General features: G+C 55.0%; 24 protein-coding genes and 1 tRNA gene. 11 read left to right on the forward strand and 14 right to left on the reverse strand.

From position 1 onward, the window contains the following. Nucleotides 1-116: 116 nt before the first annotated feature. Entirely contained in the window at nucleotides 117-749 is a 633-nt protein-coding gene (gene pyrE, locus QQ91_RS08825) for an orotate phosphoribosyltransferase (RefSeq protein WP_166281647.1), read from the reverse strand. Nucleotides 750-975: 226 nt separating this feature from the next. Between pyrE and QQ91_RS08830 the strand changes: the two genes are divergently transcribed. Beyond that, entirely contained in the window at nucleotides 976-1,356 is a 381-nt protein-coding gene (locus QQ91_RS08830; protein WP_166281649.1) for a hypothetical protein, read from the forward strand. Between the two features lie 100 nt (nucleotides 1,357-1,456). Here the strand turns inward: QQ91_RS08830 and QQ91_RS08835 are convergent. After that, a tRNA-Ile gene (locus QQ91_RS08835) sits at nucleotides 1,457-1,529 on the reverse strand. 181 nt (nucleotides 1,530-1,710) lie between these two features. Between QQ91_RS08835 and QQ91_RS08840 the strand changes: the two genes are divergently transcribed. Beyond that, nucleotides 1,711-2,469, forward strand: a complete 759-nt coding sequence (locus QQ91_RS08840; RefSeq protein WP_166281651.1) for a hypothetical protein — start codon at nucleotides 1,711-1,713, stop codon at nucleotides 2,467-2,469. Between the two features lie 88 nt (nucleotides 2,470-2,557). Next, the gene (locus QQ91_RS08845) at nucleotides 2,558-3,886 is read left to right on the forward strand and encodes a hemolysin family protein (RefSeq protein ID WP_166281653.1); all 1,329 of its coding nucleotides are present in this window, start codon (nucleotides 2,558-2,560) and stop codon (nucleotides 3,884-3,886) included. A 108-nt stretch (nucleotides 3,887-3,994) separates the two neighbouring features. Here QQ91_RS08845 and QQ91_RS08850 read toward each other — a convergent pair whose 3' ends face one another. Then, nucleotides 3,995-4,294, reverse strand: coding sequence for a 30S ribosomal protein PSRP-3 (locus tag QQ91_RS08850; protein ID WP_166281655.1), 300 nt, complete (start codon nucleotides 4,292-4,294; stop codon nucleotides 3,995-3,997). A 53-nt stretch (nucleotides 4,295-4,347) separates the two neighbouring features. On the opposite strand from QQ91_RS08850, the gene QQ91_RS08855 reads away from it, so the two are divergent. Both QQ91_RS08855 and gnd read left to right on the forward strand, forming a co-directional pair. Beyond that, on the forward strand, nucleotides 4,348-5,148 hold the full coding sequence (locus QQ91_RS08855) for a TIGR01548 family HAD-type hydrolase (protein WP_166281721.1): 801 nt from the start codon (nucleotides 4,348-4,350) through the stop codon (nucleotides 5,146-5,148). A 178-nt stretch (nucleotides 5,149-5,326) separates the two neighbouring features. Then, on the forward strand, nucleotides 5,327-6,751 hold the full coding sequence (gene gnd / locus QQ91_RS08860) for an NADP-dependent phosphogluconate dehydrogenase (RefSeq protein WP_166281657.1): 1,425 nt from the start codon (nucleotides 5,327-5,329) through the stop codon (nucleotides 6,749-6,751). Here the strand turns inward: gnd and QQ91_RS08865 are convergent. From QQ91_RS08865 to QQ91_RS08880, 4 genes are all read right to left on the reverse strand, one after another. Continuing rightward, on the reverse strand, nucleotides 6,738-7,985 hold the full coding sequence (locus tag QQ91_RS08865; protein ID WP_166281659.1) for an MFS transporter: 1,248 nt from the start codon (nucleotides 7,983-7,985) through the stop codon (nucleotides 6,738-6,740). The genes gnd and QQ91_RS08865 overlap by 14 nt on opposite strands. Nucleotides 7,986-8,001: 16 nt before the next feature. Continuing rightward, entirely contained in the window at nucleotides 8,002-8,457 is a 456-nt protein-coding gene (locus tag QQ91_RS08870; RefSeq protein WP_166281661.1) for a GH3 auxin-responsive promoter family protein, read from the reverse strand. Nucleotides 8,458-8,639: 182 nt separating this feature from the next. After that, complete coding sequence (locus tag QQ91_RS08875) at nucleotides 8,640-10,310, reverse strand: GH3 auxin-responsive promoter family protein (protein WP_166281663.1); 1,671 nt, start codon at nucleotides 10,308-10,310, stop codon at nucleotides 8,640-8,642. 142 nt (nucleotides 10,311-10,452) lie between these two features. Further along, nucleotides 10,453-11,769, reverse strand: coding sequence for a cysteate synthase (locus QQ91_RS08880; protein ID WP_166281665.1), 1,317 nt, complete (start codon nucleotides 11,767-11,769; stop codon nucleotides 10,453-10,455). A gap of 273 nt (nucleotides 11,770-12,042) precedes the next feature. Here QQ91_RS08880 and QQ91_RS08885 point away from each other — a divergent pair, with 273 nt between their 5' ends. Beyond that, a complete protein-coding gene (locus QQ91_RS08885) occupies nucleotides 12,043-12,603 on the forward strand; it encodes a thylakoid membrane photosystem I accumulation factor (RefSeq protein WP_166281667.1) in 561 nt (186 codons plus the stop codon). A 63-nt stretch (nucleotides 12,604-12,666) separates the two neighbouring features. On the opposite strand, the gene QQ91_RS08890 is transcribed toward QQ91_RS08885, so the two are convergent. Next, nucleotides 12,667-12,843 carry a hypothetical protein gene (locus QQ91_RS08890; RefSeq protein WP_166281669.1) on the reverse strand — a complete coding sequence of 59 codons (177 nt, stop codon included), beginning with the start codon at nucleotides 12,841-12,843 and terminating at the stop codon, nucleotides 12,667-12,669. Between the two features lie 289 nt (nucleotides 12,844-13,132). Between QQ91_RS08890 and QQ91_RS08895 the strand changes: the two genes are divergently transcribed. After that, on the forward strand, nucleotides 13,133-14,674 hold the full coding sequence (locus QQ91_RS08895) for a bifunctional pantoate--beta-alanine ligase/(d)CMP kinase (RefSeq protein ID WP_166281671.1): 1,542 nt from the start codon (nucleotides 13,133-13,135) through the stop codon (nucleotides 14,672-14,674). Here QQ91_RS08895 and QQ91_RS08900 read toward each other — a convergent pair. The 3 genes from QQ91_RS08900 to QQ91_RS08910 form a co-directional block, all read right to left on the reverse strand. Further along, on the reverse strand, nucleotides 14,653-14,826 hold the full coding sequence (locus QQ91_RS08900) for a hypothetical protein (RefSeq protein ID WP_166281673.1): 174 nt from the start codon (nucleotides 14,824-14,826) through the stop codon (nucleotides 14,653-14,655). The genes QQ91_RS08895 and QQ91_RS08900 overlap by 22 nt on opposite strands. 96 nt (nucleotides 14,827-14,922) lie before the next feature. Then, a complete protein-coding gene (egtB, locus tag QQ91_RS08905; RefSeq protein WP_166281675.1) occupies nucleotides 14,923-16,191 on the reverse strand; it encodes an ergothioneine biosynthesis protein EgtB in 1,269 nt (422 codons plus the stop codon). 8 nt (nucleotides 16,192-16,199) lie between these two features. Then, nucleotides 16,200-17,627, reverse strand: a complete 1,428-nt coding sequence (locus tag QQ91_RS08910; protein ID WP_236096132.1) for a protein adenylyltransferase SelO — start codon at nucleotides 17,625-17,627, stop codon at nucleotides 16,200-16,202. A 205-nt stretch (nucleotides 17,628-17,832) separates the two neighbouring features. Between QQ91_RS08910 and QQ91_RS08915 the strand changes: the two genes are divergently transcribed. After that, nucleotides 17,833-18,381: a hypothetical protein gene (locus QQ91_RS08915; protein ID WP_166281677.1), complete on the forward strand. Its 549-nt coding sequence runs from the start codon at nucleotides 17,833-17,835 to the stop codon at nucleotides 18,379-18,381. Nucleotides 18,382-18,452: 71 nt separating this feature from the next. Here the strand turns inward: QQ91_RS08915 and QQ91_RS08920 are convergent, their stop codons facing one another. After that, nucleotides 18,453-21,560: a cyclic nucleotide-binding domain-containing protein gene (locus QQ91_RS08920; protein WP_201277389.1), complete on the reverse strand. Its 3,108-nt coding sequence runs from the start codon at nucleotides 21,558-21,560 to the stop codon at nucleotides 18,453-18,455. Nucleotides 21,561-22,181: 621 nt separating this feature from the next. Here QQ91_RS08920 and QQ91_RS08925 point away from each other — a divergent pair. Beyond that, a complete protein-coding gene (locus QQ91_RS08925) occupies nucleotides 22,182-22,646 on the forward strand; it encodes a TspO/MBR family protein (RefSeq protein WP_166281681.1) in 465 nt (154 codons plus the stop codon). 132 nt (nucleotides 22,647-22,778) lie between these two features. Then, nucleotides 22,779-23,453: an SAM-dependent methyltransferase gene (locus tag QQ91_RS08930; RefSeq protein ID WP_250833307.1), complete on the forward strand. Its 675-nt coding sequence runs from the start codon at nucleotides 22,779-22,781 to the stop codon at nucleotides 23,451-23,453. Between the two features lie 91 nt (nucleotides 23,454-23,544). On the opposite strand, the gene QQ91_RS08935 is transcribed toward QQ91_RS08930, so the two are convergent. Next, a complete protein-coding gene (locus QQ91_RS08935) occupies nucleotides 23,545-23,985 on the reverse strand; it encodes a hypothetical protein (RefSeq protein ID WP_166281685.1) in 441 nt (146 codons plus the stop codon). 186 nt (nucleotides 23,986-24,171) lie between these two features. Between QQ91_RS08935 and QQ91_RS08940 the strand changes: the two genes are divergently transcribed. Beyond that, the gene (locus tag QQ91_RS08940; RefSeq protein WP_166281687.1) at nucleotides 24,172-24,651 is read left to right on the forward strand and encodes a M67 family metallopeptidase; all 480 of its coding nucleotides are present in this window, start codon (nucleotides 24,172-24,174) and stop codon (nucleotides 24,649-24,651) included. Here QQ91_RS08940 and QQ91_RS08945 read toward each other — a convergent pair. Next, complete coding sequence (locus QQ91_RS08945) at nucleotides 24,551-25,399, reverse strand: tRNA1(Val) (adenine(37)-N6)-methyltransferase (protein ID WP_166281689.1); 849 nt, start codon at nucleotides 25,397-25,399, stop codon at nucleotides 24,551-24,553. The two genes, QQ91_RS08940 and QQ91_RS08945, sit on opposite strands and share 101 nt — an antisense overlap. Nucleotides 25,400-25,408: the final 9 nt, after the last annotated feature.

Below are 25,408 nucleotides of genomic sequence, written 5' to 3' on the forward strand. Positions count from 1 at the left end.
GCGTCAATTGTGTGGGGCTAACGCCCCGCTCCTATCCCTCCCCGACCTAAGAGGATCGGGGTTTCTCGGAGAAAACTAATGATCAAGTTTCATTCTCAAGAAAGCCGACCTTTTTTTCAGGATTGACCCGAGCGGGCAGCATAGGCGGCCTGCAGGTCAGCAATCGTAAAAATCGATTCAAACTCAATTCCTTGCTGTTGATAAAACTCTGCACCACCCTGTTGGCGATCTACCATGGCCAGGACGCGATTGGCCTGATAGCCCGCCTGGCGTAGTCGCTCAATGGCCATCAGGGCCGATTGGCCTGTGGTAACCACATCTTCCACCACCACCACCGTGCTGTTGGGAGGCAGGGAGGGACCCTCCAGATAGGCCATTGTGCCATGCCCCTTTGCCTGCTTGCGAATGATAATCCCTGGGATCGGTCGCTTTTGCAACGCAGAAACAATCGAGACAGCAGAGACAATGGGATCAGCCCCCAAGGTCAACCCCGCAATGGCATCCACCTCCCTGGGCAGTCGATGCAACAGCAAATGCCCAAGGGCTAAGGCCCCCTCGGGGTGGAGCGTCACCACTTTCCCGTTGATGTAGTAGGAACTGCTCTGCCCCGACGAGAGGGTAAAGTTGCCCTCCTGGTAAGCATGTTGGACCAGCAAGTCCAAAAGTGTTTGTCGGAGATCGGTCTCTGGGGGCACTGCACCCGCGTTTAATTCTGCATCAATGCACTCTGCATTCCTTGAATGGGTCATAGCCAACTCAGCCAAATCACAATAGCAGCCCCTCCGGCCTAAATTATATTCCTTGATTGCAAGAAAACCCGAGAATTTTGGGCAATCTTAGAGATGATAGTATTTTGGCCTATCTATCGATCTTCAAGCGCAGATCGACGGGCAGCAGCCTTGCTATTCCCTCCGATTATCTCTGGGAGGCGATGGAGGGGCTTGATGAACATAAACTTTCAAAGGATTTGGGTGAATGAAAGCGTGTACAAAAGTTTTGGGCAGTCTGGCCCTAGTCTTAGCAGGATTGGGGCTAGATTGTCCCAGCGGCATTGCTCAAACAGCGGATCCCGCGGAGTCGCTCCATTACGACTCTATCCCGGAAGTGGTCGATCGCAATACCCGAATCGATACCTACTTCCAGGATGACTCTACGCTGGGAGATGGCAAATTCTTCTTCGGAGTTGAATTTAGCGATCGCACCTTGGTCAAGTCTGGCCGTCAGATAGAAGCCCTCTATCGCGACTTACTCCAGCAGCAGGACGAAGATTACCCAACCCTGCGGACGCGCGACCTCCCCAATCCCTTCAACTCATCCCTGTCTGAAATTCAACCGTCAGCAGGATTTTTGCCCTAGGGGCTAAATGCCAACTACCCACTTTCCCAGGACCATGGGTTTAAGGCCAGCTCAGTATGAACCCAGCCTAAAGCCATGGTCCAATTTTGCGTTCAAGAAATCCAGGGTGCAGGAGTTGAACCTGCCTGAGGCGAATTATGAGTTCGCTGCCTAGACCGCTCGGCCAACCCTGGCGGGGTCACTTTAATTTGAGTATTTTGAGTATATAGTAATCCTGAAAATTTCCACCACTCGCCCCAGGGCTAGGATTTGCGATTTGATCGGCACAGCGCTAAGCTGTCTTAGCGATGAATAATCCCTCGAGGTCGTTCCTGAGTTCATCCAGTTCATATTTTTTTCCCTAGGACTGAGCGCATGGCCAAGCGACAGTTGCAGGCGGCCGGTGCTGCGCCTGCATCCTCTGCAACTACAACATCCAGCATCAGCTCAAACGCGAAATTTACGCTGCTTTTGCTGGGAATTATGCTCCTGATTGGGGCTGCAACGGGCTTGGCGGGGTACTTCTTTGGCCGCAACTCCCTGCGCGGCATTACCCAGCCCGATATCAACCCCTTTATTAACAACTCCGAAGAGACGGGTCAGAATCCCCGTCAGGGGGTCAGCTTCCTCAAGGAAACCCAAATTATTCAGCAGTCCAAGGCATTAACGCAAAATTCAAACGCGAAGGTTGAATCCCCGGACAAACCGGATAATCAGGCTAAACAGTCCACCCCAGCCGCCGAAAAAAAGCAGGGCAAAACCACTCAAAAGGCGTCGGGTAAATACCCCATTCAGCTCAAAAGTCAGGGGATCAGGCTAGATATTCGCTCCCTGACTCAAAAGGGAGACGAAATTGAGCTAGATGTTGCCATGGCCAACGGGGGTGAAAAACCGGTCCAATTTATCTATACGTTTTTGGATGTGACCGATGATGAGGGATTTGCCCTCTCTTCCGAGGTGGTGGGCATCCCCGAGACTCTGCAGCCCCAAAGTGAAACCCATGTCGGTACGATTACAATCTTTGATGCCCCACCCGGCAGCATTAAGCGATTAAATCTTAGCCTGACCAATTACCCCGACCAAAACGTCAGCCTGGAAGTCAAAGACATTCCGGTCAGTTCCGGGACGGACTAGATCTATAATTCCGATTCAGTTTGCTTTCCATGCAGAACGTCCGTACCTTTGGCAACTTGGAGGGATTTTTGCCCTCTATACGCAACCCATGACTTCTTTGATTGCTATTCTTGCGCTAATTGCAATTAACGCTTTCTTTGTCACTGCGGAATTTTCAATTGTCATTGTGCGGCGATCGCGCATTCAGCAGCTGGTTCTGGAGGGCGATGCCCCCGCCAAAACGGTCCAAAACCTCCAGCGAGATTTAAACCGACTGCTTTCCACCACCCAGATTGGCATCACGCTCTCCTGTCTGGCTCTGGGTTGGATCTCAGAGCGCACCATTTCATCCCTGGTCAGTGCAGGCCTGTCTGTGCTTCAGGTGAGTGCCCTGCAAAACTCCTCCATTATTCGATCACTCAGTATTTTGCTGGTGTTTCTGTCCGTAGCCTACCTACAAATTGTGCTGGGAGAGTTAGGACCAAAGTCCCTGGCACTGAGGTATTCAGAATATCTGGCTCGATCCTTGGGGCCCTTGAGTCTGAGCATCTCCAATTTGCTCTATCCCTTTATTTGGTTGCTCAATCGGTCCACAGAAATTTTGCTGAGCATGTTTGGCATCCAGTTTTCAGAGGAGGAACTCTACGGGCAGGTCACCACCAAGGAGCTTCAGCTCATGGTCGAAGCCTCTGCCATCGCCTCCAATGAACCAGAGGAACAGTTGCTGCGTAACTTTTTTGAGTTTGGAGAAATTACGGTACGAGAGCTGATGGTGCCCCGCACCAACATTGAGGCGTTTCCCGTTCGCGGCACCTACGCAGAATTTTTAGCCCTTCTGGCCCACATCGGTCACGAGTCCTATCCGGTCATTGATCAATCCCTAGATGATGTCCAGGGGATCTTAAAACTTCACGATCTGGCTACGGGCTTGCAGGATCAGCAGATTCAGGCGGACACTGTGGTTTCCCGGTGGGTTCAGCCTCCCCGGTTTGTCAATGAAAACACCTCCATCACCGAGGCCCTAGAGCTGATGTACAAGCACAATCAGACTATGCTCATGGTTCGCGAGGAAGATGTGGGCGGCACCGCGGGTTTAATCCATCTCAAGGACATTCTCGGGGTGATCATTAGCGATCCCGAGGAGGATGAAATTGAGCGCAGCCAGGAGATTCAGCAGGAGGCGGAACAGCTATATTCTGTGCAGGCCCAAACCTCCATTGAAAGCATTAACGAGCAGCTCGGCATTAATCTTCCCTTTAGCGAAGAGTATCAGACCGTGGGCGGATTTTTGCTATTTTCGCTCCAAAAGGTTCCCCAAATTAATGATCAGCTGGTCTACGAAAATTTAGAATTCACCGTGACTTCTCTAGAAGGCCCTCGCCTTGAGCGCATTCAGGTTAAATGTCTGCCTGCTCCTCCCGAGACCATCAGCGTTTGATCTCCCCTGGCTTGGGAACGAAGTAGGCTCGAACAAAAACACTTCCCTCATCAATGGTGGGGGAAGTGTTGCTGAAGCTAACATCTGAGGCACCTGAAGCCAAGGATGCTACGCCGTTCCGGCAAAGGTCACCTCTGGAAACTTCGACATGGCTTCATCCACAGGACGGTTCTTTCCTTCTTCCTGCCAATAGTTGATCACTTCCGTAGCCTTGTTGAGCAGCTCAATCCGATCCACCTCTGAGATCCAGGATTTCTTCTCCAGCTCAGCCTTAAGTTCTTCCCAGGCATCGTTCCGAGGCCAGAAAAAGTATGATGTTAAAGGGCTGGTTCCGTTCCCCACCACCTGATCAACGGCGAGGGCAACGTTATCTTCAAGCCACAAAATTTTCAAAATGAACTTTGACAATCAAACCTCCAAGCAGATTTTATGTACAACCTATGATCATACCTTATTCGCGAATGGACCAGCCGGTTGCCCTGATCATTTTTGATATCGATGGGGTGGTTCGAGATGTTGCCCAGTCCTATCGTCGGGCGATCGCGGATACGGTGGAACATTTCACAGCGCAGCAGTATCGGCCCACCATGACCGACATCGATGCCCTGAAGGCCGAGGGCCTGTGGAACAACGATTGGAAAGCGTCCCAGGAGCTGATTTACCGGCACTACGAGGGACAGGGTAGGGCGCGTGAGTCGGTTCCCCACGGCTACGATGCCATTGTGGACTATTTTCAAGGCAAATATCGCGGTCAAGCGTTTTCTGGCTACATTAAGGATGAGCCGCTCCTGATGTCGGCCCACTATTTAGAGCAGTTGCAACATCAGCAAATTGGCTGGGGCTTCTTCAGCGGAGCCACGCGCGGGTCGGCCTGCTATGTCCTAGAGAGTCGTCTGGGAATCAACTCTCCCCCCTTAGTGGCCATGGAGGATGCACCGGGAAAGCCGGATCCCCAGGGGCTGTTCCAAACGGTTACCTTGATTGAATCGCAGCTGACGCGCCTGAATCCCAGCTTGAACCATTGGGAGAGCGTGCCCATTTTCTATGTGGGGGATACCGCAGCGGATATGAAAACCGCTGAAAATGCCCAGCAGCAGTGGCGCGATCGCCCCATTTACGGGATTGGCGTCGTTCCCCCCCATGCCTGGGAAAATGAGCGCTATGGCCCCCAACTCTTAGCCCAGGGAGCTAAGGCCGTGGTTCAGCAGGTCGAAGACATCACCGCCCCGTTTATTCAGCACCTGCTAGCGAGCCCAGCCTGAAGGCCAGTGAGTTCTCCAGGGCTATTATGGGGGGTGTAACGGGAAGCGACGAAACAGTTAAGGTTTGCAGCAAACCCTAACAATCTCTAACTTTAATCTCAGGTTTAGGTGCAAATTTTGGGGATCACGCTAGGCTAAGGGGCAAAAGTTTTGTGAAGCTTAAGAGGGCCTTCTGTTGATGTCACAGCAAAAATTTGGGGTGATCGGCCTCGCAGTTATGGGCGAAAATCTGGCGCTCAACGTTGAACGAAACGGCTTTCCCGTGGCGGTTTATAACCGAACAGAATCAAAAACGCAGGAGTTTATGGCCCAGCGGGCAGCCGGGCGCAACGTTAAGCCCACCTATAGCCTGGAAGAGTTTGTTGCCTCCCTTGAGCGGCCCCGACGCATTTTAATGATGGTGAAGGCCGGACGGGCGGTAGATGCCGTCATTGATCAACTCAAGCCCTTGCTAGAAAGTGGAGATATCCTCATTGATGGGGGCAATTCGCTCTACGAAGATACGAAGCGTCGAACAGAGGCCCTGGAAGGCGAGGGGTTTCGCTTTATTGGCATGGGCGTCAGCGGCGGGGAAGAAGGTGCGCTGAACGGGCCCAGCCTGATGCCGGGCGGTACGGAGGAAGCCTACGCAGCGCTGGCCCCTATCTTAAACAAAGTTGCGGCCCAGGTCGATGACGGCCCCTGCGTTACCTATATTGGACCGGGAGGCGCGGGGCATTACGTCAAAATGGTCCACAACGGGATTGAATATGGCGATATGCAGCTTATTGCAGAGGCCTACGATCTGCTCAAGACCGTGGCAGGATTGGGCCACCAGGATCTGCATCAAATTTTCACAGACTGGAATCAAACCGAGGAACTCAGCTCTTTCCTCATTGAAATTACGGCACAAATTTTCTCCTACCTTGACCCAGGAACCCAAAAGCCTCTGGTGGAGCTCATTCTTGACGCAGCCGGCCAAAAGGGCACTGGAAGATGGACCGTGATCAGTGCCCTGGAGCTCGGGGTATCAATTCCCACCATTACGGCGGCGGTCAATGCCCGCATCATGTCTTCCTACAAGCAGGAGCGGGTGCAGGCGGCCCAGAAGCTTGCCTTCTCATCGCCTGCCTTCCATGGCGATCGCGATGAATTTGTGCAGCAGGTGCGCGATGCCCTCTACTGCTCGAAAATTTGCTCCTATGCCCAGGGCATGGCTCTGCTCTCTACAGCCTCCCAAACCTTTGACTTTCATTTAAATCTGGCGGAAATTTCTCGCATCTGGAAGGGAGGCTGCATTATCCGGGCGCAATTTTTAGACAAGATTAAAGCCGCCTTTCAGACAAACCCGCAACTGGCTAACCTTCTGCTGGCTGACGAGTTCAGGCAAACAATTCTAGATAAGCAAGAGGCCTGGCGCAAAGTGATTGCCCATGCCGCCTATCAAGGGATTTCTGTACCGGCCTTTAGCGCCTCCCTGGACTATTTTGACTCCTACCGCCGCGATCGCCTCCCCCAAAACCTGACCCAGGCCCAACGGGACTTTTTTGGAGCCCATACCTACGAGCGCATTGACCAACCCGGAACGTTTCACACCGAATGGGTCAAGGTTAATGAGGCCTAGAGGCCTGGGCAATAGCCTGGCGCAGTCGTGGAAAATTCGGCAGAAAGAAAAGCACGCTGGCCATACAGAGCCCTCCCTCTAGCATTAACGCAAACGGCGCGGTGAACCAATCTGCAATCACGCCTGCCAGCAGGTTGCCAAAGGGAAGCATCGTGCCGTTGGTGATCACAAACAACGACATAATCCGTCCGCGCTTGGTTTCTTCAGTAACGGTTTGCAAGATCGTGTTGCTGGCCGAAATTTGTAAGATCAATAAAAATCCCACCCCCATAATCAACAATAGGGATAGATTTAACCATCGACTTTGGGCAAATCCCATCAATGCGACCCCGGTCAACAGGGGGGAAAAGGTCAAGAGGGCATCAAGCCCCCGAACGGAGGACCAGAGACTGAGCATGATGGCCCCAAAAATCCCCCCGACCCCCGAAGCCGTCACAAATAAACCAAATATTTCCGGTCCCCCCTGCAGGATCCGTTCCGCAAACACGGGTCCCAGGGTAATGATGGGAGTCGCAAACAGATTCACCACCGCTAGCTGCAGCAACACCGTGCGAATGGGCAGCGATTGGAGGGCATAGTGCACTCCAGACTGGATATCGCGCCAGGGCTGTCGGAGTTGAAGGGGGGAGGCGTTGGTTTGCAGATCTCGCATGGCCAGCAGAGCCGAGAGGATCGCCAGATAGCTCAGGCCATCTGCTAAAAAGCAAAATCCCGCCCCCACGTAGGCCAGCAAAATCCCGGCAATGGCAGGGCCAAGGAGACGAGACAAACTGACCAAAATCGAATTTAGCGCGATCGCATTGGTTAAATATTCTTTGTTGACTAAAAGGGTGGGAATTAAAGCTTGCCGAGTGGGATCATCAATGGCTTCAATCAACGCCTGAATCGCTGTCAGCAGAACCAAGGCCCCGATGCTCAAATGGTTTGAAAAGGCAAGCATGGCCAGGATCAGTGCCCGCACCGTCGCCACCGTTTGCACCAAAATCAGAATTTTACGCCGATCTTTGCGATCGGCGATCAGTCCCCCCACGGGGGCAAAAATAATCGTGGGGCTTAAGCTAAAAAATGCAATGATTCCCACCATGAGAGGAGAATCTGTTAATTCATAGATCAGCCAAATTGCGACAGTTTTGGTGATCCAGGTGCCAATCTGCGACAGTCCATGGCCGACAAAATAAAGTCGATAGTTAGGGGAAGCTAAGGCTCTAAAAATATTGGGAATTGCCAGCATCATTCAAGATCCTTGCCTGTTATCCCTGGGGAACGGCGGCGGGAAAGCTGACTTCCTCAAGCACAGAAAACTCAGCAAGAGAGTCGCGATCCTCGCTAAGGTGAGGAATTTTTAACTGAGAGTCGGACATGCCCCGGTTAACCCAACGTTGACGGAGCCGGTTCCAGACTGGGTGGTTGCGCAGGCTCCTCACCATCACTGGTCCATAGGGAGTCGGGGCAGAGGTCTTCCCCTGAAGACACACGGAGTCCGTCATCAAGGCCGGACCAAACCGCACCGCTTTCCCGGCTTGGGAAGAATGCGTCCGAATCTCCCCCAGATGGAAGCGGCGCCCCATCTCAGTATTGCGATGAAAGGTCAGGAGAGAGTCCAAAAACCGCTGTTGGCTCCCTTCTACTGTTTGGGACCTCCGAATAAAGTTTGACTTTTCGTAGGTTGCAAATGCAGTGACAGCTTTCGGCACAAGTCCAAGCATGGATAGGAAGCCACGTTAAGTGGAGGCTTTGAGACAGTACCGGAAATCATACAATGCTGGGGTTCGTTCTTCATCGCCGACCCATAGGCACTGTTCCCAGGGCCGGGGCAAAATTTCGAGCCGTGGTTCTGAAACTCAGGGGCGGCCTCAGCTATCCTCCCGATCTCACAGAGGAGGGCTGACTAGTCCCACCGGTATTCCAGGATTGTCGAGGTCTGGGTAAATAAGGCGCGATCGTTGCTAATTTTGGGCAGCTTAATCTGGGTTTCCGCAATGCCCTGCTGCACTAATTGCTGTTGCCACCGCTGAAAACTTCCCGGCGCCAACACCCGCAAACAGGGGGGATCAACTTGATCGCGACGCTTCAGCTCATAGACACTATGCACTTCACCCAATAGTCGATCAAAGTCTGCCAAAAACTTTTGCGGGTCCGGCATTTGATATTGATTCAAAAGTTCCACGTTGACCCAATAACGAGGCGGAATGTCATCGGAGAGCGTGATACAAAAATTCAGCAGGGGAAGATCATATTTTTGCTGCAGGGCATTCATGACCTGAGTCACGTGGTATTCAGTCGTCTTTTCTCCCACCGAGGTAATAAACCCTCGGTAGCGGTTGCGAAAGACAAAAATGGGGGTTTGGTGATGAAAGCCTTCAATTTCGACCACATCGCCAATGTCATACCGATAAAAGCCGTTATAGTTGGTGACAATAATTCGATAAGGCTGGCCTACCTCAAGCTGCCAAGGCAATCTTGTCTGAGGTTGGGGCTCATCCCACTGATCCGAGGGCACAAATTCAAAAAACCCACTTTCTAACGCGAGCATCACGCCATCGGTATTGAAGTCACGGTGAACCCCAAAGGTCGCCTCCGCCGAGGAATAAACGCCCCCAAAGACCGGAACATCCCCAAAGTATTTTGGAAAGCGCTGAAAGTAGAAATCGGATGTTCCGCCCCGCGCGGTAATCAAGAAGGAAAGTTGAGGCCAAACGGTTTGCGGGGTTAAGGATCCGTGCCGTTTCTGCAGGTCAGCCAACTGTTCAGCACGGGCTGGGTGGGGCGCCAGCTTGCGTTCTAAGAGTTGACGCTGCTCTGGATCTAGCACCAAGTCATCGGCCAGGGTTCCAGTCCGCAGATCCGCAATCAAGCTCTCTGCCCGCGTTTCCAAATATTGGCACAGTCGTAACAAGGTAACCGGAAAGGTTTCCGCAATCACGCGCAATTGCGGGTCGGCCAGGGCAAACAGCAAACAAATGTAGATACGTGACTTGAGATCCTTCACCTGGTGGGCAGCGTAGGGGCTGGACATAATCGTTCTTGCCAGCCCATTCGAAAGCTTCAGATCGCTTGTACTCACGGGCGCAAATTCCACTCCGCTTTTCGTTTGGCCCATGGCATTCACTGAGGCCGGGAACAGCAGTTTTCCCAGGGGCCGACCCGCGCGAAGGGCAGCATCGGCTAAAAAGCCTGTGGCCGCGTTGGACGCGCGACGAACACATCGACGCGAGGATCGGGTAACAGGAATGAGCTTGCGCTTGCCGGTGGAACCACTGGTGATGTTGAAGTATATGGGGCGATCGCGCACCAGGACGTTGGCTTCACCCTCAGCCATACGGAGGATGTAGGGTTCATGTTCCGCATAGGTCCGAATGGGAACCTGAGCTTGATAGGCTTCGATGGAATCAATCCGATGGAAATGGTGGGCCTGACCGAATTGAGTGTCTTGATGTTCTCGCAGGAGCTGCTGGAGAAACTGCTGCTGATGGTGATGAATCCTGGAGGTTTTCTTTAAAAAGGAAAATTTTCGTCGACGAGCTAGGCGGGTGACCGCTGGCAGAAGGAATTGGATCATTCTTTTTGGGAGGCCCTATCACAAGGGCCGCATAGAAGAGCAGAACGATAGAGGCGATCGCCAGGATTGGCTGCCTCTTCATCTTGCCTGATGGACGGGGGAAAGGAAATAGCAGAGCGGCCAACCGGTAAGAGTCGCGCTCCTAAGCAGGAATGGAGACCTGTAATAGAGCCCGCAGGGATCGGGTCAGATCTCCCCTAGGCTGTGCGCCATCAACACTGGTGTGGGGCTGGAGGTGAACCAGCTGATAATCCTGCCGGAGTCGCTGAATTCCCCCGCTGGTGATATTGAGCAAAATAGAATCTTGCGCTCTGACCGTTCCCTGATCCACGGCGCGACAGAGGGCCGCCGTGGCCACCGCCGCGGCGGGGCTGATATCGATACCTTCAAGCTGGGCAAACAACTGCCCCGCCTGCCTCACTTCATCGTTAGAAATTCCATAGGTCTGTCCGCCGGTGGCTCGAAGGGCGTCATAAACCCCACCCGTGAGGCTGTAGGCTGGAGTCCGATTGGTGAGAACTGGCGCCATAACCTGCTGAATTTGCCCCTTGGCCTCTTGATCCGAGATCGGACTAATTTCAGGCCGCTGCTGCTGCCAAGCCTGGACCAGGGGCGTGAAGGGATGATTTTGGGCCAAATGAAGCCGCATGGGATGGGATCCAAACCGACCATCGGCCTGAAGCAGACGGCTGGCTTCCCAGGCCGCGATTCCACCGGTGCCTGATCCCACCGCCTGGAAATAATGCTGGGGAAGTTGTCCTATCTCCAAGGCGGCATCAATCACCGTCAGCCCCATACCAGCCCGCCTGGCCACGTTGTACACGCCCCCTTCGGGGAAAAATCCCGAGGTGCTGCCTATCACCTGCCCCACGCGAATCGCATCGGTATAGTCGGCGTTATTGCACACCGCCACCAGGGAGATATTCGGCCGAAAGGGGCGATGCGACCAGTAGGCACTCAGACTGGATTGGGGTGAAACAATACAGACCGGCTGAGTGGTTTGGGATCCAACCGTGGCAAAGGCCCGGCCCGTATTGCCAGCAGAGGACACCACCAGGGTCTGGGAAGGGGTGTGCTGAAATTGGGCCAGCACCGCGATCGCCTCTAACTCCTTGAAGGAGCATGAGTAAAGGAAAGCACCCTTTTCTGGCCAATAGCCATTGAAACTAATGAATAATTTCTGCAGCCCAAGATGGTGGGCCAACCCCTGACTGGCATAGGTAACCGGGCGACCGGAAATCGATAGCCCTTGCTGCATCGGTAACCAATCGAGGTAGCGAAATATACCAGGTAACTGATCTTGAACGCGAATTTGCCGCACCGCATAGTTCACGCGCAGCAAGGCCGGTGCATGGCTATGGGCGCAGGTTAACCGGAAGGGGTCAGGGTCATACTGCGCGCCGCAGCGGGTGCATTCAAGACGGTATGGAGGTGCCGAGGTGGCTGGTTTTGGAATCACACTTTCACGCAATAGGTTAGCTGGCCTCGAAAGAAACTTTATTGTAACCCTTGAAAAAAGACAAAGTTAGCCCCTCTGGGACACACTCAACCCCTTAGAAAGCACAAGGGAGAAAAAAGTTTCGCCAAGGTGCCAAACCGAAGCCCCCCCGCAGGAAACGCTCAACCCTGAGTCACCACCGCTGTAGGATCAGGAGGCCAACTTGACACCGCGACTCGTTGCTGGAACGAGCAGAACACCATACCCTAGATCTGTCCTGTGTACCCAGTTAGCATGAATCAGATCGTGAGCGCCTGGATCGCCCGCATCCTCACCTTTTGCCTAATCGTTACCCTCACAATTAGTCCCCTTTCCCCCGCCTGGGCCGGCCTTCAAGATGACCACTTCGATGGCAACATCTTTGCCCTCTATGCTGGAAATGGGGCGCTTATTCCCCCGAAAACCACCCTAGCTCAATCGCTTCAGAGCAATAAGCCCACCCTGCTCACCTTCTTTGTGGACGACAGTCGAGACTGTAAACAGTTCGCCTCTGTGGTGTCTCGCCTGCAAGGCTACTACGGTAAGGTATCTGACATTATTCCCATCAGTTCAGATACGCTCCTGGCAGAGCAACGCTACCGTCCCGATGAGCCAGGCTACTATTTTCAAAATGTTCTCCCCCAAACGATTTTGTTCAATGCCCAGGGCAACATCGTCGCCAATTGGTCAGGCGTGGTTCCCTTTGAGACCATTGATGATCGCTACCGCGAGCTGTTTGATTTGCTGCCTCGTTCGCAATCGGTGGAGCTAAAGCGCCGCCCCCTAAACGAGATCAATGCCAGCCTAGGGGAGTAGCGCTGCCCTACCCTCTCCCCGCCCCACTGGGAAGAATCGGTTCTCTTATTGATTGCGTCCTCCTTATTGAGTCATCAGCCGTAAGGGCAACTTGGATTCCATGGTGGGCTGCACGGGTTCATCTTGACGGGGGCTCAGCCCACCCGAAAACCAGAGAAAGGGAATAATGAGCAGCCCCATCACAACCGCATGGAGACCAATGTTAATACTGTTTTTAAGCACTTCGTGGAGGGTCATCATTCTCTCCCGTGTTCTATGTCATTTCTAAGGGTCTCTACCATCTAGGATGAATCGGCTTTGTGGGTGGGGGGTCCCATCCCCTTGATTCATCCTTTGCCCTTAGTTTCTAGAGTTTCCAGAGTTCTGTCGATACGGAAAAGTTCAGGAAAAGTCAGGGGATTCACCCCGCCCTACAATCAAGTCAATTCATCTCTGGAATCCGGGTCTGGCAGAACATTACCAGCAGAGGCGGCATGAAGAGGCTACGCGAGAGGCGAACCCAAAGGCCACACCAAAGGAATCAAAACGGGTGATATTTCACACAAAAGAAAGCGTACAAACCTTTATCAGACTCAAAAAACAGGCTCATCTGTCCCTGGAATCTCGACCCTTGCGAGTGGGATTTGTGCCCACCATGGGCGCACTCCACGCAGGACATCTGAGCCTCATCAAAGCGGCACGGCGCGACAATGACTGTGTCGTTGTCAGCATTTTTGTCAACCCGCTCCAGTTTGGGCCGCGGGAGGATTTTCACCGCTATCCGCGATCCCTGGATCAAGATCGCCAGCACTGCGAGTCGCTCGGGGTTGAGGCCATCTTTGCACCAACGGTTGAGGCGATGTACGGCCAGGGCGAATGTACTCAGGTGGTTCCGCCCCCCTCAATGACCCAAGGGCTTTGTGGGCGATCGCGGCCCGGCCATTTCACAGGAGTGGCCACGGTGTTGCTAAAACTCTTCCAGATTCTCCAGCCCGATCGGGCCTACTTTGGCCAGAAGGACGCTCAGCAGCTCGCCATTGTGCGCCGAATGGTGACCGATCTCAATGTGCCAGTGGAGATCATAGCCTGCCCCATTTACCGCCAAGACTCTGGCCTGGCCTTGAGTTCTCGCAATCAATATCTGAGCGAGGCCGAAGGCCGGGATGCTCCCTTGATCTATCAAGGACTGCAGCGAGCTGCCGATCTCTTTGCCAGGGGTGAGCGCAAGGCCGCCCCCTTCATTCAGGCGGTCCACGAACAGCTGCAAAAAAGCCCCCAGATTGAGCTAGATTACGTTGAACTGGTGGAGCCGGAAACCTTAATGCCCCTCTCGCAGATTGAATCGCGGGGACTGCTCACCGTTGCCGCCAAGCTTGGAAGGACTCGACTGATTGACAATATGATTTTGGATGCTCGCAAACCCATTTTGGCCATTGATGGTCCTGCCGGAGCCGGAAAATCTACCGTAACGCGGCTTTGTGCCCAGCGCTTGGGGCTGCTCTACCTCGATACCGGTGCCATGTACCGTGCCGTTACCTGGCAGGTCTTGCAATCTCAGATTCCTCCCGAAGATGAAGTGGCCGTGGCCCAGATCCTGCCTACACTGGACCTGAAGCTATGCACCGATTCCCAGGCCCAGTTGCGCGTATACATCCAGGGTTGCGATGTGACCGAGGTGATTCGCACCGCAGCAGTCACAGCCCATGTCTCCACCATTGCGGCCCAGCCTGCGGTGCGATCTGCCCTGGTGAAGCAGCAGCAGCGCGTTGGTCAAGGGGGGGGCGTTGCTGCGGAGGGTCGCGATATTGGCACCCATGTGTTTCCCGATGCCCAACTCAAGATTTTTCTTACCGCCACGGTGGAGGAGCGGGCGCGCCGCCGAATGCAGGATTTAATCAAGCAGGGGGAAACCCAGATCTCCCTGGAAACACTGCGACAGCAGATCGCAGAGCGCGATCGCAAGGACAGCAGTCGAGCCATCGCCCCCCTCATGCAGGCGCCCGATGCCATCCCGATTCTCACCGATGGCCGATCCATTGACCAAGTGTGCGATTTAATCGTTCAGCACTATCAGGCCATCAACGATTGCTGAAGCCAGCCCCGGAGCTTTTGGGCAAAGCTGCGCCGGATACGCCGCCGCTGGCATTGCTGGATCTGGTCCAGCTTGGCGCGAACAAAGGGATCTCGGCGCGCTAGGCAGAACGCAATACAATTACTCTGATACAGACATTGATTACAGATCACGACAGACCTCAAAGTCACTGGAGGGTTGTAACCGTGTTCTAGCTCAGAAACGGCCCATCGACAAGCAATGGCACCTTAAGGTTTCACAAAGGGAATTTAAACCTGGGGGTCTGATCCGGCATCTCGACAGAGGCGAAGCCCCCCAAACTGCCAGCGAGCCTGAGGCGGAAAGAAATTGCGGTAGGTGGATCGGATATGGCCCTGGGGCGTCACGCAACACCCTCCCCGCAGCACAAACTGATTACACATAAATTTTCCGTTATATTCCCCCACCGCTCCCGGCACTGGCTGAAAGCCGGGGTAGCTGCTGTAGGGGCTTTGGGTCCACTGCCACACTGAACCGTAGAGGGCTCCGGTTTGTCGCGGATGGGGGTAAGACGGATCCAGGAACTGCCCCTGAAGCGACTGGGACTGAGCCACCACCTCCCACTCCGCTTCCGTGGGCAATCTTTTGCCCTTCCAGCGGGCAAAGGCCTCGGCCTCAAAATAGCTCAGGTGACAGACGGGCTCCTGGGGATGCAGCCGTTGGAGACCCATGAGCGTCATGACCTGCCAGATCTGGTCCTGTCGGTGCCAGTAAAGGGGCGCAGACCAGCCCTCCTGATTCAGAATGAACCACCCTTCAGACAGCCAGAGTTCCGGGCGCTGGTAGCCGCCCTCTTGCATAAATTCCAGATACGCTTGATTGGTCACCAGATAGGGGTCCAATTCGTAGTCTTGCAAAAAGACCTGATGACGAGGGCCTTCATTGTCAAAGGCAAACCCCTTCCCTCCATGCCCAATTTCGTAGAGTCCAGCCGCAACCCGGTAGGGATTGACCTCGAGAAGATCTTCCCTCGGGGGTGGCACAGGGGCGCTCTGATAGGCGGGGAGCAGGGGATTGACGGAAAAATTAAACTTCGTATCCATAAGCAGCAGTTCCTGATGCTGCTGCTCATGGTGGAGCCCTAACTCGATGAGCGCAGATAATTCGGGGCAATCTCCCCGCTGCTCCAGGAGACGCACCATAGCCTCATCCACATGGACACGGTATTGGTAAATCTCTCGAACCGTAGGTCGGGAGATCATCCCCCGCTGCGGGCGCGGATGTCGAGCGCCCACGGTTTCGTAGTAGGAATTAAACAGATAGCCGAACTGGGGATGGAATAAGCGGTAGCCCGGTAGGTGAGGCTCCAGCAAAAATGTTTCAAAAAACCAGGTGGTGTGGGCCAGATGCCACTTGGGGGGACTAACATCGGGCATGGCCTGAAGACCATAATCCTCTAGCTCCAGGGGAACGCACAGCCTTTCACTAAACTGGCGAATGGCGTAATAGCGCTGGAGGGTAGAGGCTGGAAGCGGGGACGTGAGCGGGGGAGGAAGCATAGAATCGGCTAGTGAGAGCGAATTTTCTGGAGCAAATCATACAGCGGTTGCCAGTTGTCCTCCCGGGCAATGGGGTCCCAAACCGCTTCAATCATCGGTCGGGTGGGCACAATGAGGGGGTTGTGCTGGGTTAAGCGCTGGGCCACGTCATCCATCGCAAAGTCCGGCAGCTCATTGAGAACTTGATGGTATAGATCTCGCCAGCGATCGCCCTGGGGTCCAGCGCTGGCCAGCCACCTTGTCTCGCTTAAAATATGACCCGCATCCGTTCGCCACAGGGGAGAAAATTCCTGCCGCAGGGTGGCAAAAAACTGATGATAATCCATCTGGGTTGACTCCAGCAGCTGCAGGGTTTGGCCCATCAGCGCCTCTGCACTCCCCTCCAGGTGGGGGTCGAGCCCCAGCTTTTGCCGCATCCGCTGGCGGTAGGCACGGTAGTAGGCCTCCCCATAGCCCTTGAGAATCTGGGCCATCTCTTCCCTGGGCATTATTCGAGCCAGGGGCCGCTGGAGCATTTCCAAGTTCCAATGGCAAATCCCCGGCTGATTCCCATAGCTATAGCGACCATCGTGATCAAAATAGGCGGCGGTGAATCCAGGGTCAAAGGCTGGAATAAAGGCAAAGGGGCCGTAGTCAAAACTCTCGCCGGTGATGGACATGTTGTCGGTGTTGAGAACCGCATGACAAAAGCCCACGGACATCCATTGAGCCACAAGTTGGGCCGTACGCTCCACCAAAGCCTGGTAAAACCCCAGGTAGCGATCCTGGACACTGGCGATCGCCCTCAGATCGGGATAATATTCCGCAATCACGTGGTTCAGGAGTCGCTCCATTAAATCTGGCCGGTCCATCACCAGCAAGCGTTCAAAGGTGCCAAAGCGGATGTGGGATCGGCTCTGACGCACCAGCACACAGGATCGGGTGGGGGACGGTTCATCTCCCCGCCAGAGGGATTCGCCCGTTTCAATGACGCTGACGGTGCGCGAGGTGTGGACGCCGGCATAGTGGAGCGCTTCTGAGGCAATCATTTCCCGAACTCCGCCTTTCAAGGTCAAACGGCCATCGGCGGTGCGAGAAAAGGGCGTCCGCCCCGATCCCTTGGTTCCAAAGTCGTACAAACAGCCATCTTGCCCCCGGACCTGGGCCAGCAGGAAGCCGCGCCCGTCGCCCAGCTGAGGATTGTAGGTGCCAAACTGATAGCCATGATAGCCCAGGGCCAGGAAAGGCTCCTGCCCCTGGAATTTTCCAAAGGCCTCCAGGTAGTGATCATCCTGGATCTGTTGCGGATCGAGGCCAAAGGTTTCCGCCAGCAACCGATCGTTGCGAAAGCGCAGGTGGTGTTCAGGAAATGTCGCCGCGGGAACCGCTTCGTAATAGGCCTCGCCGAGGGCTTCCACACAGCGCTCATCGGGTAGGTTAAGAATAGGATTGGTCAGGGTTGAGGTGGACATGGGGCAAAGGCGCGATCGCAGGGAAGGACGGTGCACTCTTCTCACGTTAAACCATCGTTCACCCATAATAGAAGCTAGTGGAAATCACCTTCTCACCTTGCTGCTTCAATTGGCTCACCGTTGCTCTATGCTCCATTCCTCTTGCCCTCGCCTTATTCGATGGCTCAGCATTAGCGGTCTCTGGGGATGGATGAGTCTCTCCTGGCCGGGACAGGCGGCCCAGCCTCAAAATTGTGCTGTCCTGGAAGGCGCCTCTGAACCCGCCAGTCAAACTCTGCGCACCGTGAAGCTGAGATCGTTGGGGGTGGAGGTGGATATTCCCCAGAACTATCGGGCCATGCTGCGCCAGAATGGGGCCGTCACTCTTTTGCATCCCGCTGACTTTGCCAGAATTCAATGTATTGTCCAAGGGGGCCAAGGCGGGGGCGGTCTTTACTCGGAAACCATTGCCCGCGTTCCCCGCGACTCCACCAAAACCTTGGAAGAACAGGCCATTGCATCCGTGGGCTATCAGTTCAATGCAGCTGGCAAAAAAATTCCCCTTGGACAAGCCATAGAACATAATCATCCCAATGGGCTATCGGGGTATTTGACCTTTACCCCCGTAGGCTATAGCGCGGCATTTTTGGGTGCCTGGCCCAGGGAAGTCAAGCTTCTTCAGGTCAGTGCCAGCTGCGATTGCGAAGTCGACCTTTCAGCGGTGAAGGACTTACTCTCCCGGATCAGGCCACTGCCCTAGGGTCACCCGCTGGTTCGAATTCTCCCTGGCTGGGTTGAGCGTGTTAAGCGAAAAGCCCTGTGCCCACCAGCTCAGCCCCAAGCCTGCTGGGCCTGCAACACCTGGTCGTACTCTCGGAGGCGCTGGCTCAAAAACCGACAGATCTCCAGGCTGATATGGGGGCGCTGCAGCATGAGACTTTTAAACTTTTGCTTTTCTAGTTTCAGAATGCGGCTCTCTTCCAGGGCGATCGCACTGTCCCAGTGGGGGGCATCGTCCAGGAGAGAAATTTCGCCAAAGTAGTCTCCAAGGGAGCGCTGCTTGAGCTGATGAACCTGACCTTGCACCGTTTTACACAGCTGAACCTTTCCGGCCTCAATGCAATAAAAATGGGTGCCCCAACTGTCCTCGGTGTAAATCGTTTGTCCCGCCGCAAACTGTTCGGCCTCCATGGCTTCGCTAATCAGCTGCAGTTCATCGAGGGTGAGATTTTGGAAAAGCACAACCTGCTTCAGTAAAAGAATGCGGTTCATGAAGGGGGGCAGCGTCGGGTGAGATTGAAAAACCTGATGAGTAACCTGGCGCACCACAGGATCGGCGTCCTGGTAGACCAGCTGGGCCAGACTCGAAAGGGCCACAATCGCGGCAATCTTAATCCAGCGGTCCTTAACCGCAAGAGCCTCTAGCAGGATTTGAAGACCCCGTTCCTTCAGCCAGGGTAGCGAAGGAGAAGGGGTCCTGGGATTGGGGTGCGGCAAGGCTTCCAGGATCGGCAACAGCGGTCGCACAAAGCGGCGATCTGATAGGGAGGCTAAGACCTCCACGGCATTGGACCGATTCTGATTCCCCTGGTCTTGCAAGATTCGGTTAACGGCGGTCAGAGTTCTAGCGTGACCCAGGTGGGACAAAATTCGCAAGACCTGCTCGATGACCTGCTGCTGAAAATCCTGAATGGCAACATCAAGGGGCTGCCAGAGGGGATCACTGCGGGGAATTTCGCGCTGCCAGGTCTGGGTCTGGGCCAGCAGTTCAAAGTCTTGGGTTAGAAACCGGTAAAGTCGCTCCTGGGCCTGGGGGGTGCGCAGCTGACCGAGAATTTCCACTCCGGCATTCACCAACTGGGGGTCTTTGGCCCGCAGAGCGCGTTCTCCAACCTGTAACCCAGCCTGGGGATACTGAGCAATCAGCGGGATGATCGTCGATCGCACCTGGGCACTCGCATCTTGAAGTCCATGCTCCAAACGCGGGAGCGCCGCCGGGAGGGTGGCCTTGCCGATGAGCCGCAGCGCGGCCTGGCGAACACCCGGTTGGGCATGGTCCAGATAGGGGTCTGCGAGGGTCAGCCGCGAGGGGTCACAGCGGGGCAAAAGCTCATCAAGGACCTCTAACCCCTCCTGAGTGAGAAGGGCTTGCTGCCCCAGCAGATTTTGAACCACGCCGTTTAAGCGGGGCGGAGCGCACAGGGCCGCCACCCGCAAAATAGCCTGCCCGCCGCGATCGCCCACGGGCGCGCCCAACAGCGCCTCTGCCTGGGCGGTGAGAGCCTCAGGCAGATCCGGCTGGAGCAAAATGGCCACCGCTGCCAGGGCACGAAGTTCCTGAAGGTCATCCCGGAGCAAGGTCCAAAGCTGCGCTTGCGCAAAGGGATAACCCTGGACAATCAGGGCTTCCAGGGCAATGACCCGATGGTGACTCAGGCCGGTGTCCAGGATTTGCAGCAGGGCACAGTGATCCTGAACCTCGCCCAAACGGCTCAGGAGCGCTAAGACTTTTTGCCGAAGACCGGGGTGGTCAGGATGGGTGAGCTGTTGAATGTCTGGCAAAAACTCTAAGGGATCCCTCAAACGCAGCGCCAAATCAAGGCCCTGCATCTGGGTAGAGAGATCCGGCTGTTGAAGCAGATCATGAGCCAGGGCAATGCTTTGATCGGTGTCCATGATGCTTCCCTGGGGCAGCGCCTCCAAATCCACCGCATCCAGGCGAATCATTTTCTCAAGCCCCTGGCCATAGAATCGGCCCATGGGAAATCTCACCAGCCCCAGGAGCAGCGTCAGCCCTGCAGCAATCCAGGCCACCTGGCCCAGATTAAACTGATTGCGAGCAATCCCCAGAAAGGCACCCACCAGAATCAGCCCCAGGGCATAGAAAATGCCGTCACTCAGGGTGCGAATGCGGCCAATGTAATCCTTGGGGACAGCATTATAGTTAAGCTGATGAATCGGCAGGTTGATGCTCTTAAATAGAGCATCTCCATTCAGGTGCAACGTTACCCCGGTAAACAGGTTGATATTAACCAGAAAAGCGCCCAAGCTGACCAAGGTTGTGAGGGGATAGATGATATTGACCTTGGCCACCCCGAAGCGCTGCAAGAGGGGGCGAGTGAAGCAGTAAAGCACCACAACTTGAGTGAGGCTGACAATGATGCGAATCAAGCCTAAAAACTGGGTCAGTTGATCGCTGGTGAAATGCTGCTCGTAGACGCTAAACCAGAGATATTCACTGGTCAGGTAGATAATCACCAGCAAAAAACTGCTGGCCGCCAGAAACAGCATGAGCGGATACTGGCGCACCAGCCCTGGAAAGGTATGTAGATTTTCCAGGAGGCCAATCTTGATCCTTGGGCTAGAGGGAGCGGCAACCACTTGGGTGTGGGTTTTTTCCAAAATGAAGAGCTGAACCATGGCCAGCCCCAGCAAGATGGGGACCACGAACAGGAGATTGGCGGTGGGAATGATCCGAGAAAGGCCGAGGGTTATGCTGCCCCCCAGCAACATGCCGACGGCTTGCCCTATCCCAATCAGGGGAGCAAGCTGCTTGTATTCCGTAGCCGTGAAATAGTCGGTCAGCAGGCTGGAGTAGAGTAGGGTGTTGTGGAAATCCCACTGAAAAAACAGCAGAATCATCAGCAGGTAATAGATGCCAGGGATATCGAGGGCAATGAACCCGCGCAGCCCCAGGGAAACTCCAATGGCCACCCCCAGCATGATCCGAAACAGCTGAGGGCGACTGTAGCGGTCCACCACCTGGGAAAAAAAGGTATAGGCCGGAAGCGATCCCAAACCGATGCAGATAAACACCAGAGGCAGCTGATAGGCCCCCACGTGGGTGAGGAAAAGAGAGTTGGCAATGGCCATTTCCAGGACGCTGTAGGCCAATACCGTAACCGCCAGCAGCCAAAGTTGTCCTAAACGACCAGACATCCAGGTCCGCACAGGGCGGGGCAGGATGGATTGCAACGGCTTTACCCAAACTGGAGGGATCTGATCGACGCTCATGGGCACCCCCCCCTCATCGGTTTGATCCCCTTGGCTTCCTCCCTTGGCCCCAGGAACAGAGAAGAACAGGGAATCGGACCAGCCCTTGGCCGGGGGGAACTGGGGCTGGCTGGGTGACGCTGAGGTGAATGGGACAATCCATAGGTCTGAGCTGGGAGATTTCTATACTGGAGGATTTTTATACTGGAAGATTTCTATACAGGGGATTTCGAAGGCTGCTTTTATCGCTCAGCCCGTCAGAGGATCGGGTCTAACCCGGCGTTGGAAGCGCGAGGGTTCTGGGCTAACACAAGGCTCCTGACGGTTGTGCGTGGGCGAAGGCCCCCGGACTTGCGTCAGGGGTTAGCTTCCATGATGACAAACTTCTGTGGCCCCGAGAAATCTACCCGGATAAAACTTGGGGACATAGGCCCCCAGGGATGAAAAGGGCCAACATTGCCCCCTTGTTTTCTGGGACGGGACTGTTACCCTGAAAACACATCGTCAGGGAATTGTCCGCCCTTAGCCGCTAAGGCCCTGACCCGTTTTGGATGGAGTAGTGGAGTCATGCAAATCCCCTCTTGGCTTGCGATCGCAGGGGTTGCAATTGCCATTTTTGGCCTAGTGAATCGCCAGTCGGCGGCGGATCGGCGCTGGTTTTTTCGCCTCAAGCGCCCCCGCTGGCTGAGCTTTGAACCCATTATTCCAGTGATCTGGACCGTGATTTTAATCTGTGGCGTCTGGTCTGCCTACCTGGTTTGGGAAGCGAGCCAGAACGCAGGGTTGATGGGGCTGTACGCCCTACTGGAGGTGCTCATTATGGGCTACAACAGCGGCATGGGAAAAATGCGCAGCCTCTGGGTCGGAGTCTGGATTGGCGCAGCCGGTTTTCTGGTGGGAGTTGTGACCGCCCTGGGGGTGGCCCCCGTTTCAGGGGCAGCCTTGGGATTGCTGATGCCCTACCTGATCTGGAGCCCGGTTGGCACCTTCGTCACCTGGAAGATGATTCATCTAAATCCAGAGGATGCTTAGGATCAAGCGGCTGGATTCAGAACGCTTTCCTGAAAACACGTCCTTAAAGCACTTTCTTCAGAACGCTTCCTCAGAAGACTTCCGACCTGAACCCCCAAACTCAAAGAGTCAGCAAAGAGCAAGCAAATGGCAATGCGTTTAGACAGAGTGGTTCCCTTCGGGAGAACGCTTGATGAATACATACAAATTTTTAACTTGAGTGAGGCGGACCTGAATCGGCGCATTCTTGGCGTTGGTGACGGTCCTGCTAGCTTTAACGCGGAAGCGACCCAACTGGGTAAGTCCGTTTGCTCCATTGACCCCATCTACGACTTTAGCGCAGCCCAAATTCAGCAGCGCTTTGATGCAGTGGTGGACGACATTCTCGATCAAGTCGCAGCAACACCCCAGGATTGGGTGTGGTCCTACCACCGATCACCGGCGGATCTGCGACGAAATCGGGAAACGGCCCTGGCCCGGTTTCTGGCAGACTACGACCTTGGGAAGCAAGCCGGACGCTATCGGAGTGGAGCCTTACCCAAACTGGAGTTTGCCAAGGATGCCTTTGATCTGGCGCTCTGCTCTCACTTTTTATTTTTGTATTCTGCCCAGGTGGATTACGAGTTTCACCGCGCCTCCATCTACGAAATGCTGCGCGTGAGCCCAGAGATTCGCATCTTTCCGCTGTTGACCCTCATGCTGAAGCGATCGCCCCATCTAGATCCGCTCCTGCGGGATCTCACCCATCAGGGCTATTGGGTTTCAGTGCAGCGAGTTCCCTACGAACTGCAGCGCGGCGGGAATGAGATGCTGGTGGTCCGACGGTGACACAAGCCCCCACGCTCATCGCGAAGGCAAGCTGGCACCCCCCTGTCTCCCAGGGATCCGGGGCCTGCATGGGAGAGAAACCTTCACGCTTCTAGAAGGGAAGGGTATTGAAGTTCTTCAGAACCAGCTCAAGGAGCTGCGGGTTTTCAGTGATGAACCTTAAGATTTGCGGGTTTTTCTCGATGAATTTTGTCACCTGAGGATTGGACAAGATGTCCTCTATGGGGAGCTTTGACAAGATTTCCAGCAGACTCGACCCCGAAGCAGGAGCAGACTGACGCGCATTGGGAGAGTCGGGAAGGGGCGGCAGGGGCTTGATGACGGATTGGGTGGGGGCAGAATCCGGGGCACTCTCCGGGGCCACCGCTGGATTGGGGAGGACAGGCGATTCGTCGGAGGCGCTGGGGAGTGGACCGGCAGGGGAAAGGGGTTCAGCCAGGGAGGTGGCGGCGGTGAATCCGCTAATTCCCAGGCATAGACTGCTGGATAATAGGAGCGGAAGTAAGTGGGACCGTCTTATTGAAAGGTTCATTGAGGTCTCCTTTCCATGAATTAGGAATAACTCTAATGTAGTCTATGGTCAAGGAATGGTCGAGACAGGGAGTTGCCACGGCCATCGGGGCATTGAGGCTCGACTCGCTCCGCTTTTCCCCTAGGGAAAGATGCCCCGTAACGCCATAGAATGACACACGGTCCCGTTTCTCTGTGCTGCCCTTTCGTGATCTGTATTTCAACCATTCTCCTGCGCCAGATGCAGGACCACGCTCAAGCGCAATATCCCCTAGAATGCTGCGGTCTCATGTTGGGCCTCCCCGCAGGGCAATCAACCGATGGCCCGAGGGCAGCTAAGCAGGTGACCCAGATCTGTCCTGCCATCAATGCCTGGGAGCAGGCCCAGGCGGCCGGGGAGGGCGTAGACCTTCACAAAACGCCACGGGAGCGATACTGGATCGATCCGGCCTTTATCATTGCCACACAAAAGCAAGCACGCGATCGCCAGTGGTCCATTCTGGGGGTGTATCATTCCCATCCCCAGGGTCCGGCCCAGCCCTCGGAGTGCGATCGCCAGTGGGCCTGGTCCGACTATTCCTACGTGATTATGGGGATGGATCACGGTCAGGTGCAAGACTGCCAGAGCTGGGTTTTAGATGACCAGCATCAATTTCAGCCGGAACCAGTGCAGATTTTGAGGCCTTAGCATAGCGAAGCAAAAAGGGACGCAGGAGGGCGGCATAGTCGGCGGTGTAGCAATGGCGACTGTGCTCCAGGGAAATTTCTGCCCTCTCTGGCACCCTGAACCGCCAGGAAAATTCCAGCAGGCTCCGCTTCGGCGGCAACTGGGGGCGGGGTTTGACTTGCCACAGGCGAGTGCAGTGGAGCCCCAGGACCTGGGCCTGGGCCAAGGCGGCAACGTGGTCTTGAAAGGGATAGATCATGGAAAATTGTCCCTGAGGGTGGAGGCAGGCGGCCACGCCCTGAAATAACACCTCCAGAGAGAGGCTCGTTTGCTGTCGGGCCTGGGTTCTGGGATTTAAGGTGGAGGAAGAGGATCTTGGAAAGTAGGGCGGATTTGCCACGATTAGGGTGTATGGGGGCCGATGCGCCGCCCGAGAAGGCGGAACCCTTGCTCTCCGGATCCAGGCTTGCAGAGACTGGTGGTGAACCTGAATGCGATGGATCCAGGGCGAACAGGCCACATTTTCACGCGCCTGCTCACAGGCCTTAAGGTCCACCTCCAGAGCATCAATCTGGGCCTGGGGCGATCGCTGGGCCAGCATTAATGCCACAAGCCCGGTGCCGGTGCCAATGTCTAAAACCCTGGCCTGAGGAGGAATAGAGGTCCAGGCCCCCAGCAACATCCCATCGGTTCCCACCTTCATGGCGCAGCGATCTTGAGCGATGAGAAACTGCTGAAATTGAAAATAAGCTTGACCCCGACGTCCCATTCTCAACGC

It is taken from the genome of Lyngbya confervoides BDU141951, assembly GCF_000817775.3.
GTDB classification, from domain to species: Bacteria; Cyanobacteriota; Cyanobacteriia; order Thermosynechococcales; family Thermosynechococcaceae; genus Lyngbya; species Lyngbya confervoides.

Bases quoted from the DNA above. Each gene is read 5' to 3' on its own strand.
- QQ91_RS08875 (WP_166281663.1), bottom strand. From the start codon at position 10,310: ATGATCCAATTCCTTCTGCCAGCGGTCACCCGCCTAGCTCGTCGACGA.
- QQ91_RS08885 (WP_166281667.1), top strand. From the start codon at position 12,043: ATGAATCAGATCGTGAGCGCCTGGATCGCCCGCATCCTCACCTTTTGC.
- QQ91_RS08935 (WP_166281685.1), bottom strand. From the start codon at position 23,985: ATGAACCTTTCAATAAGACGGTCCCACTTACTTCCGCTCCTATTATCC.
- gnd (WP_166281657.1), top strand. From the start codon at position 5,327: ATGTCACAGCAAAAATTTGGGGTGATCGGCCTCGCAGTTATGGGCGAA.
- QQ91_RS08920 (WP_201277389.1), bottom strand. From the start codon at position 21,560: ATGTCTGGTCGTTTAGGACAACTTTGGCTGCTGGCGGTTACGGTATTG.
- egtB (WP_166281675.1), bottom strand. From the start codon at position 16,191: ATGCTTCCTCCCCCGCTCACGTCCCCGCTTCCAGCCTCTACCCTCCAG.
- QQ91_RS08890 (WP_166281669.1), bottom strand. From the start codon at position 12,843: ATGATGACCCTCCACGAAGTGCTTAAAAACAGTATTAACATTGGTCTC.
- QQ91_RS08865 (WP_166281659.1), bottom strand. From the start codon at position 7,985: ATGATGCTGGCAATTCCCAATATTTTTAGAGCCTTAGCTTCCCCTAAC.
- pyrE (WP_166281647.1), bottom strand. From the start codon at position 749: ATGACCCATTCAAGGAATGCAGAGTGCATTGATGCAGAATTAAACGCG.
- QQ91_RS08830 (WP_166281649.1), top strand. From the start codon at position 976: ATGAAAGCGTGTACAAAAGTTTTGGGCAGTCTGGCCCTAGTCTTAGCA.
- QQ91_RS08930 (WP_250833307.1), top strand. From the start codon at position 22,779: ATGCGTTTAGACAGAGTGGTTCCCTTCGGGAGAACGCTTGATGAATAC.
- QQ91_RS08915 (WP_166281677.1), top strand. From the start codon at position 17,833: ATGAGTCTCTCCTGGCCGGGACAGGCGGCCCAGCCTCAAAATTGTGCT.
- QQ91_RS08870 (WP_166281661.1), bottom strand. From the start codon at position 8,457: ATGCTTGGACTTGTGCCGAAAGCTGTCACTGCATTTGCAACCTACGAA.
- QQ91_RS08855 (WP_166281721.1), top strand. From the start codon at position 4,348: ATGGACCAGCCGGTTGCCCTGATCATTTTTGATATCGATGGGGTGGTT.
- QQ91_RS08845 (WP_166281653.1), top strand. From the start codon at position 2,558: ATGACTTCTTTGATTGCTATTCTTGCGCTAATTGCAATTAACGCTTTC.
- QQ91_RS08925 (WP_166281681.1), top strand. From the start codon at position 22,182: ATGCAAATCCCCTCTTGGCTTGCGATCGCAGGGGTTGCAATTGCCATT.
- QQ91_RS08840 (WP_166281651.1), top strand. From the start codon at position 1,711: ATGGCCAAGCGACAGTTGCAGGCGGCCGGTGCTGCGCCTGCATCCTCT.
- QQ91_RS08945 (WP_166281689.1), bottom strand. From the start codon at position 25,399: ATGGGACGTCGGGGTCAAGCTTATTTTCAATTTCAGCAGTTTCTCATC.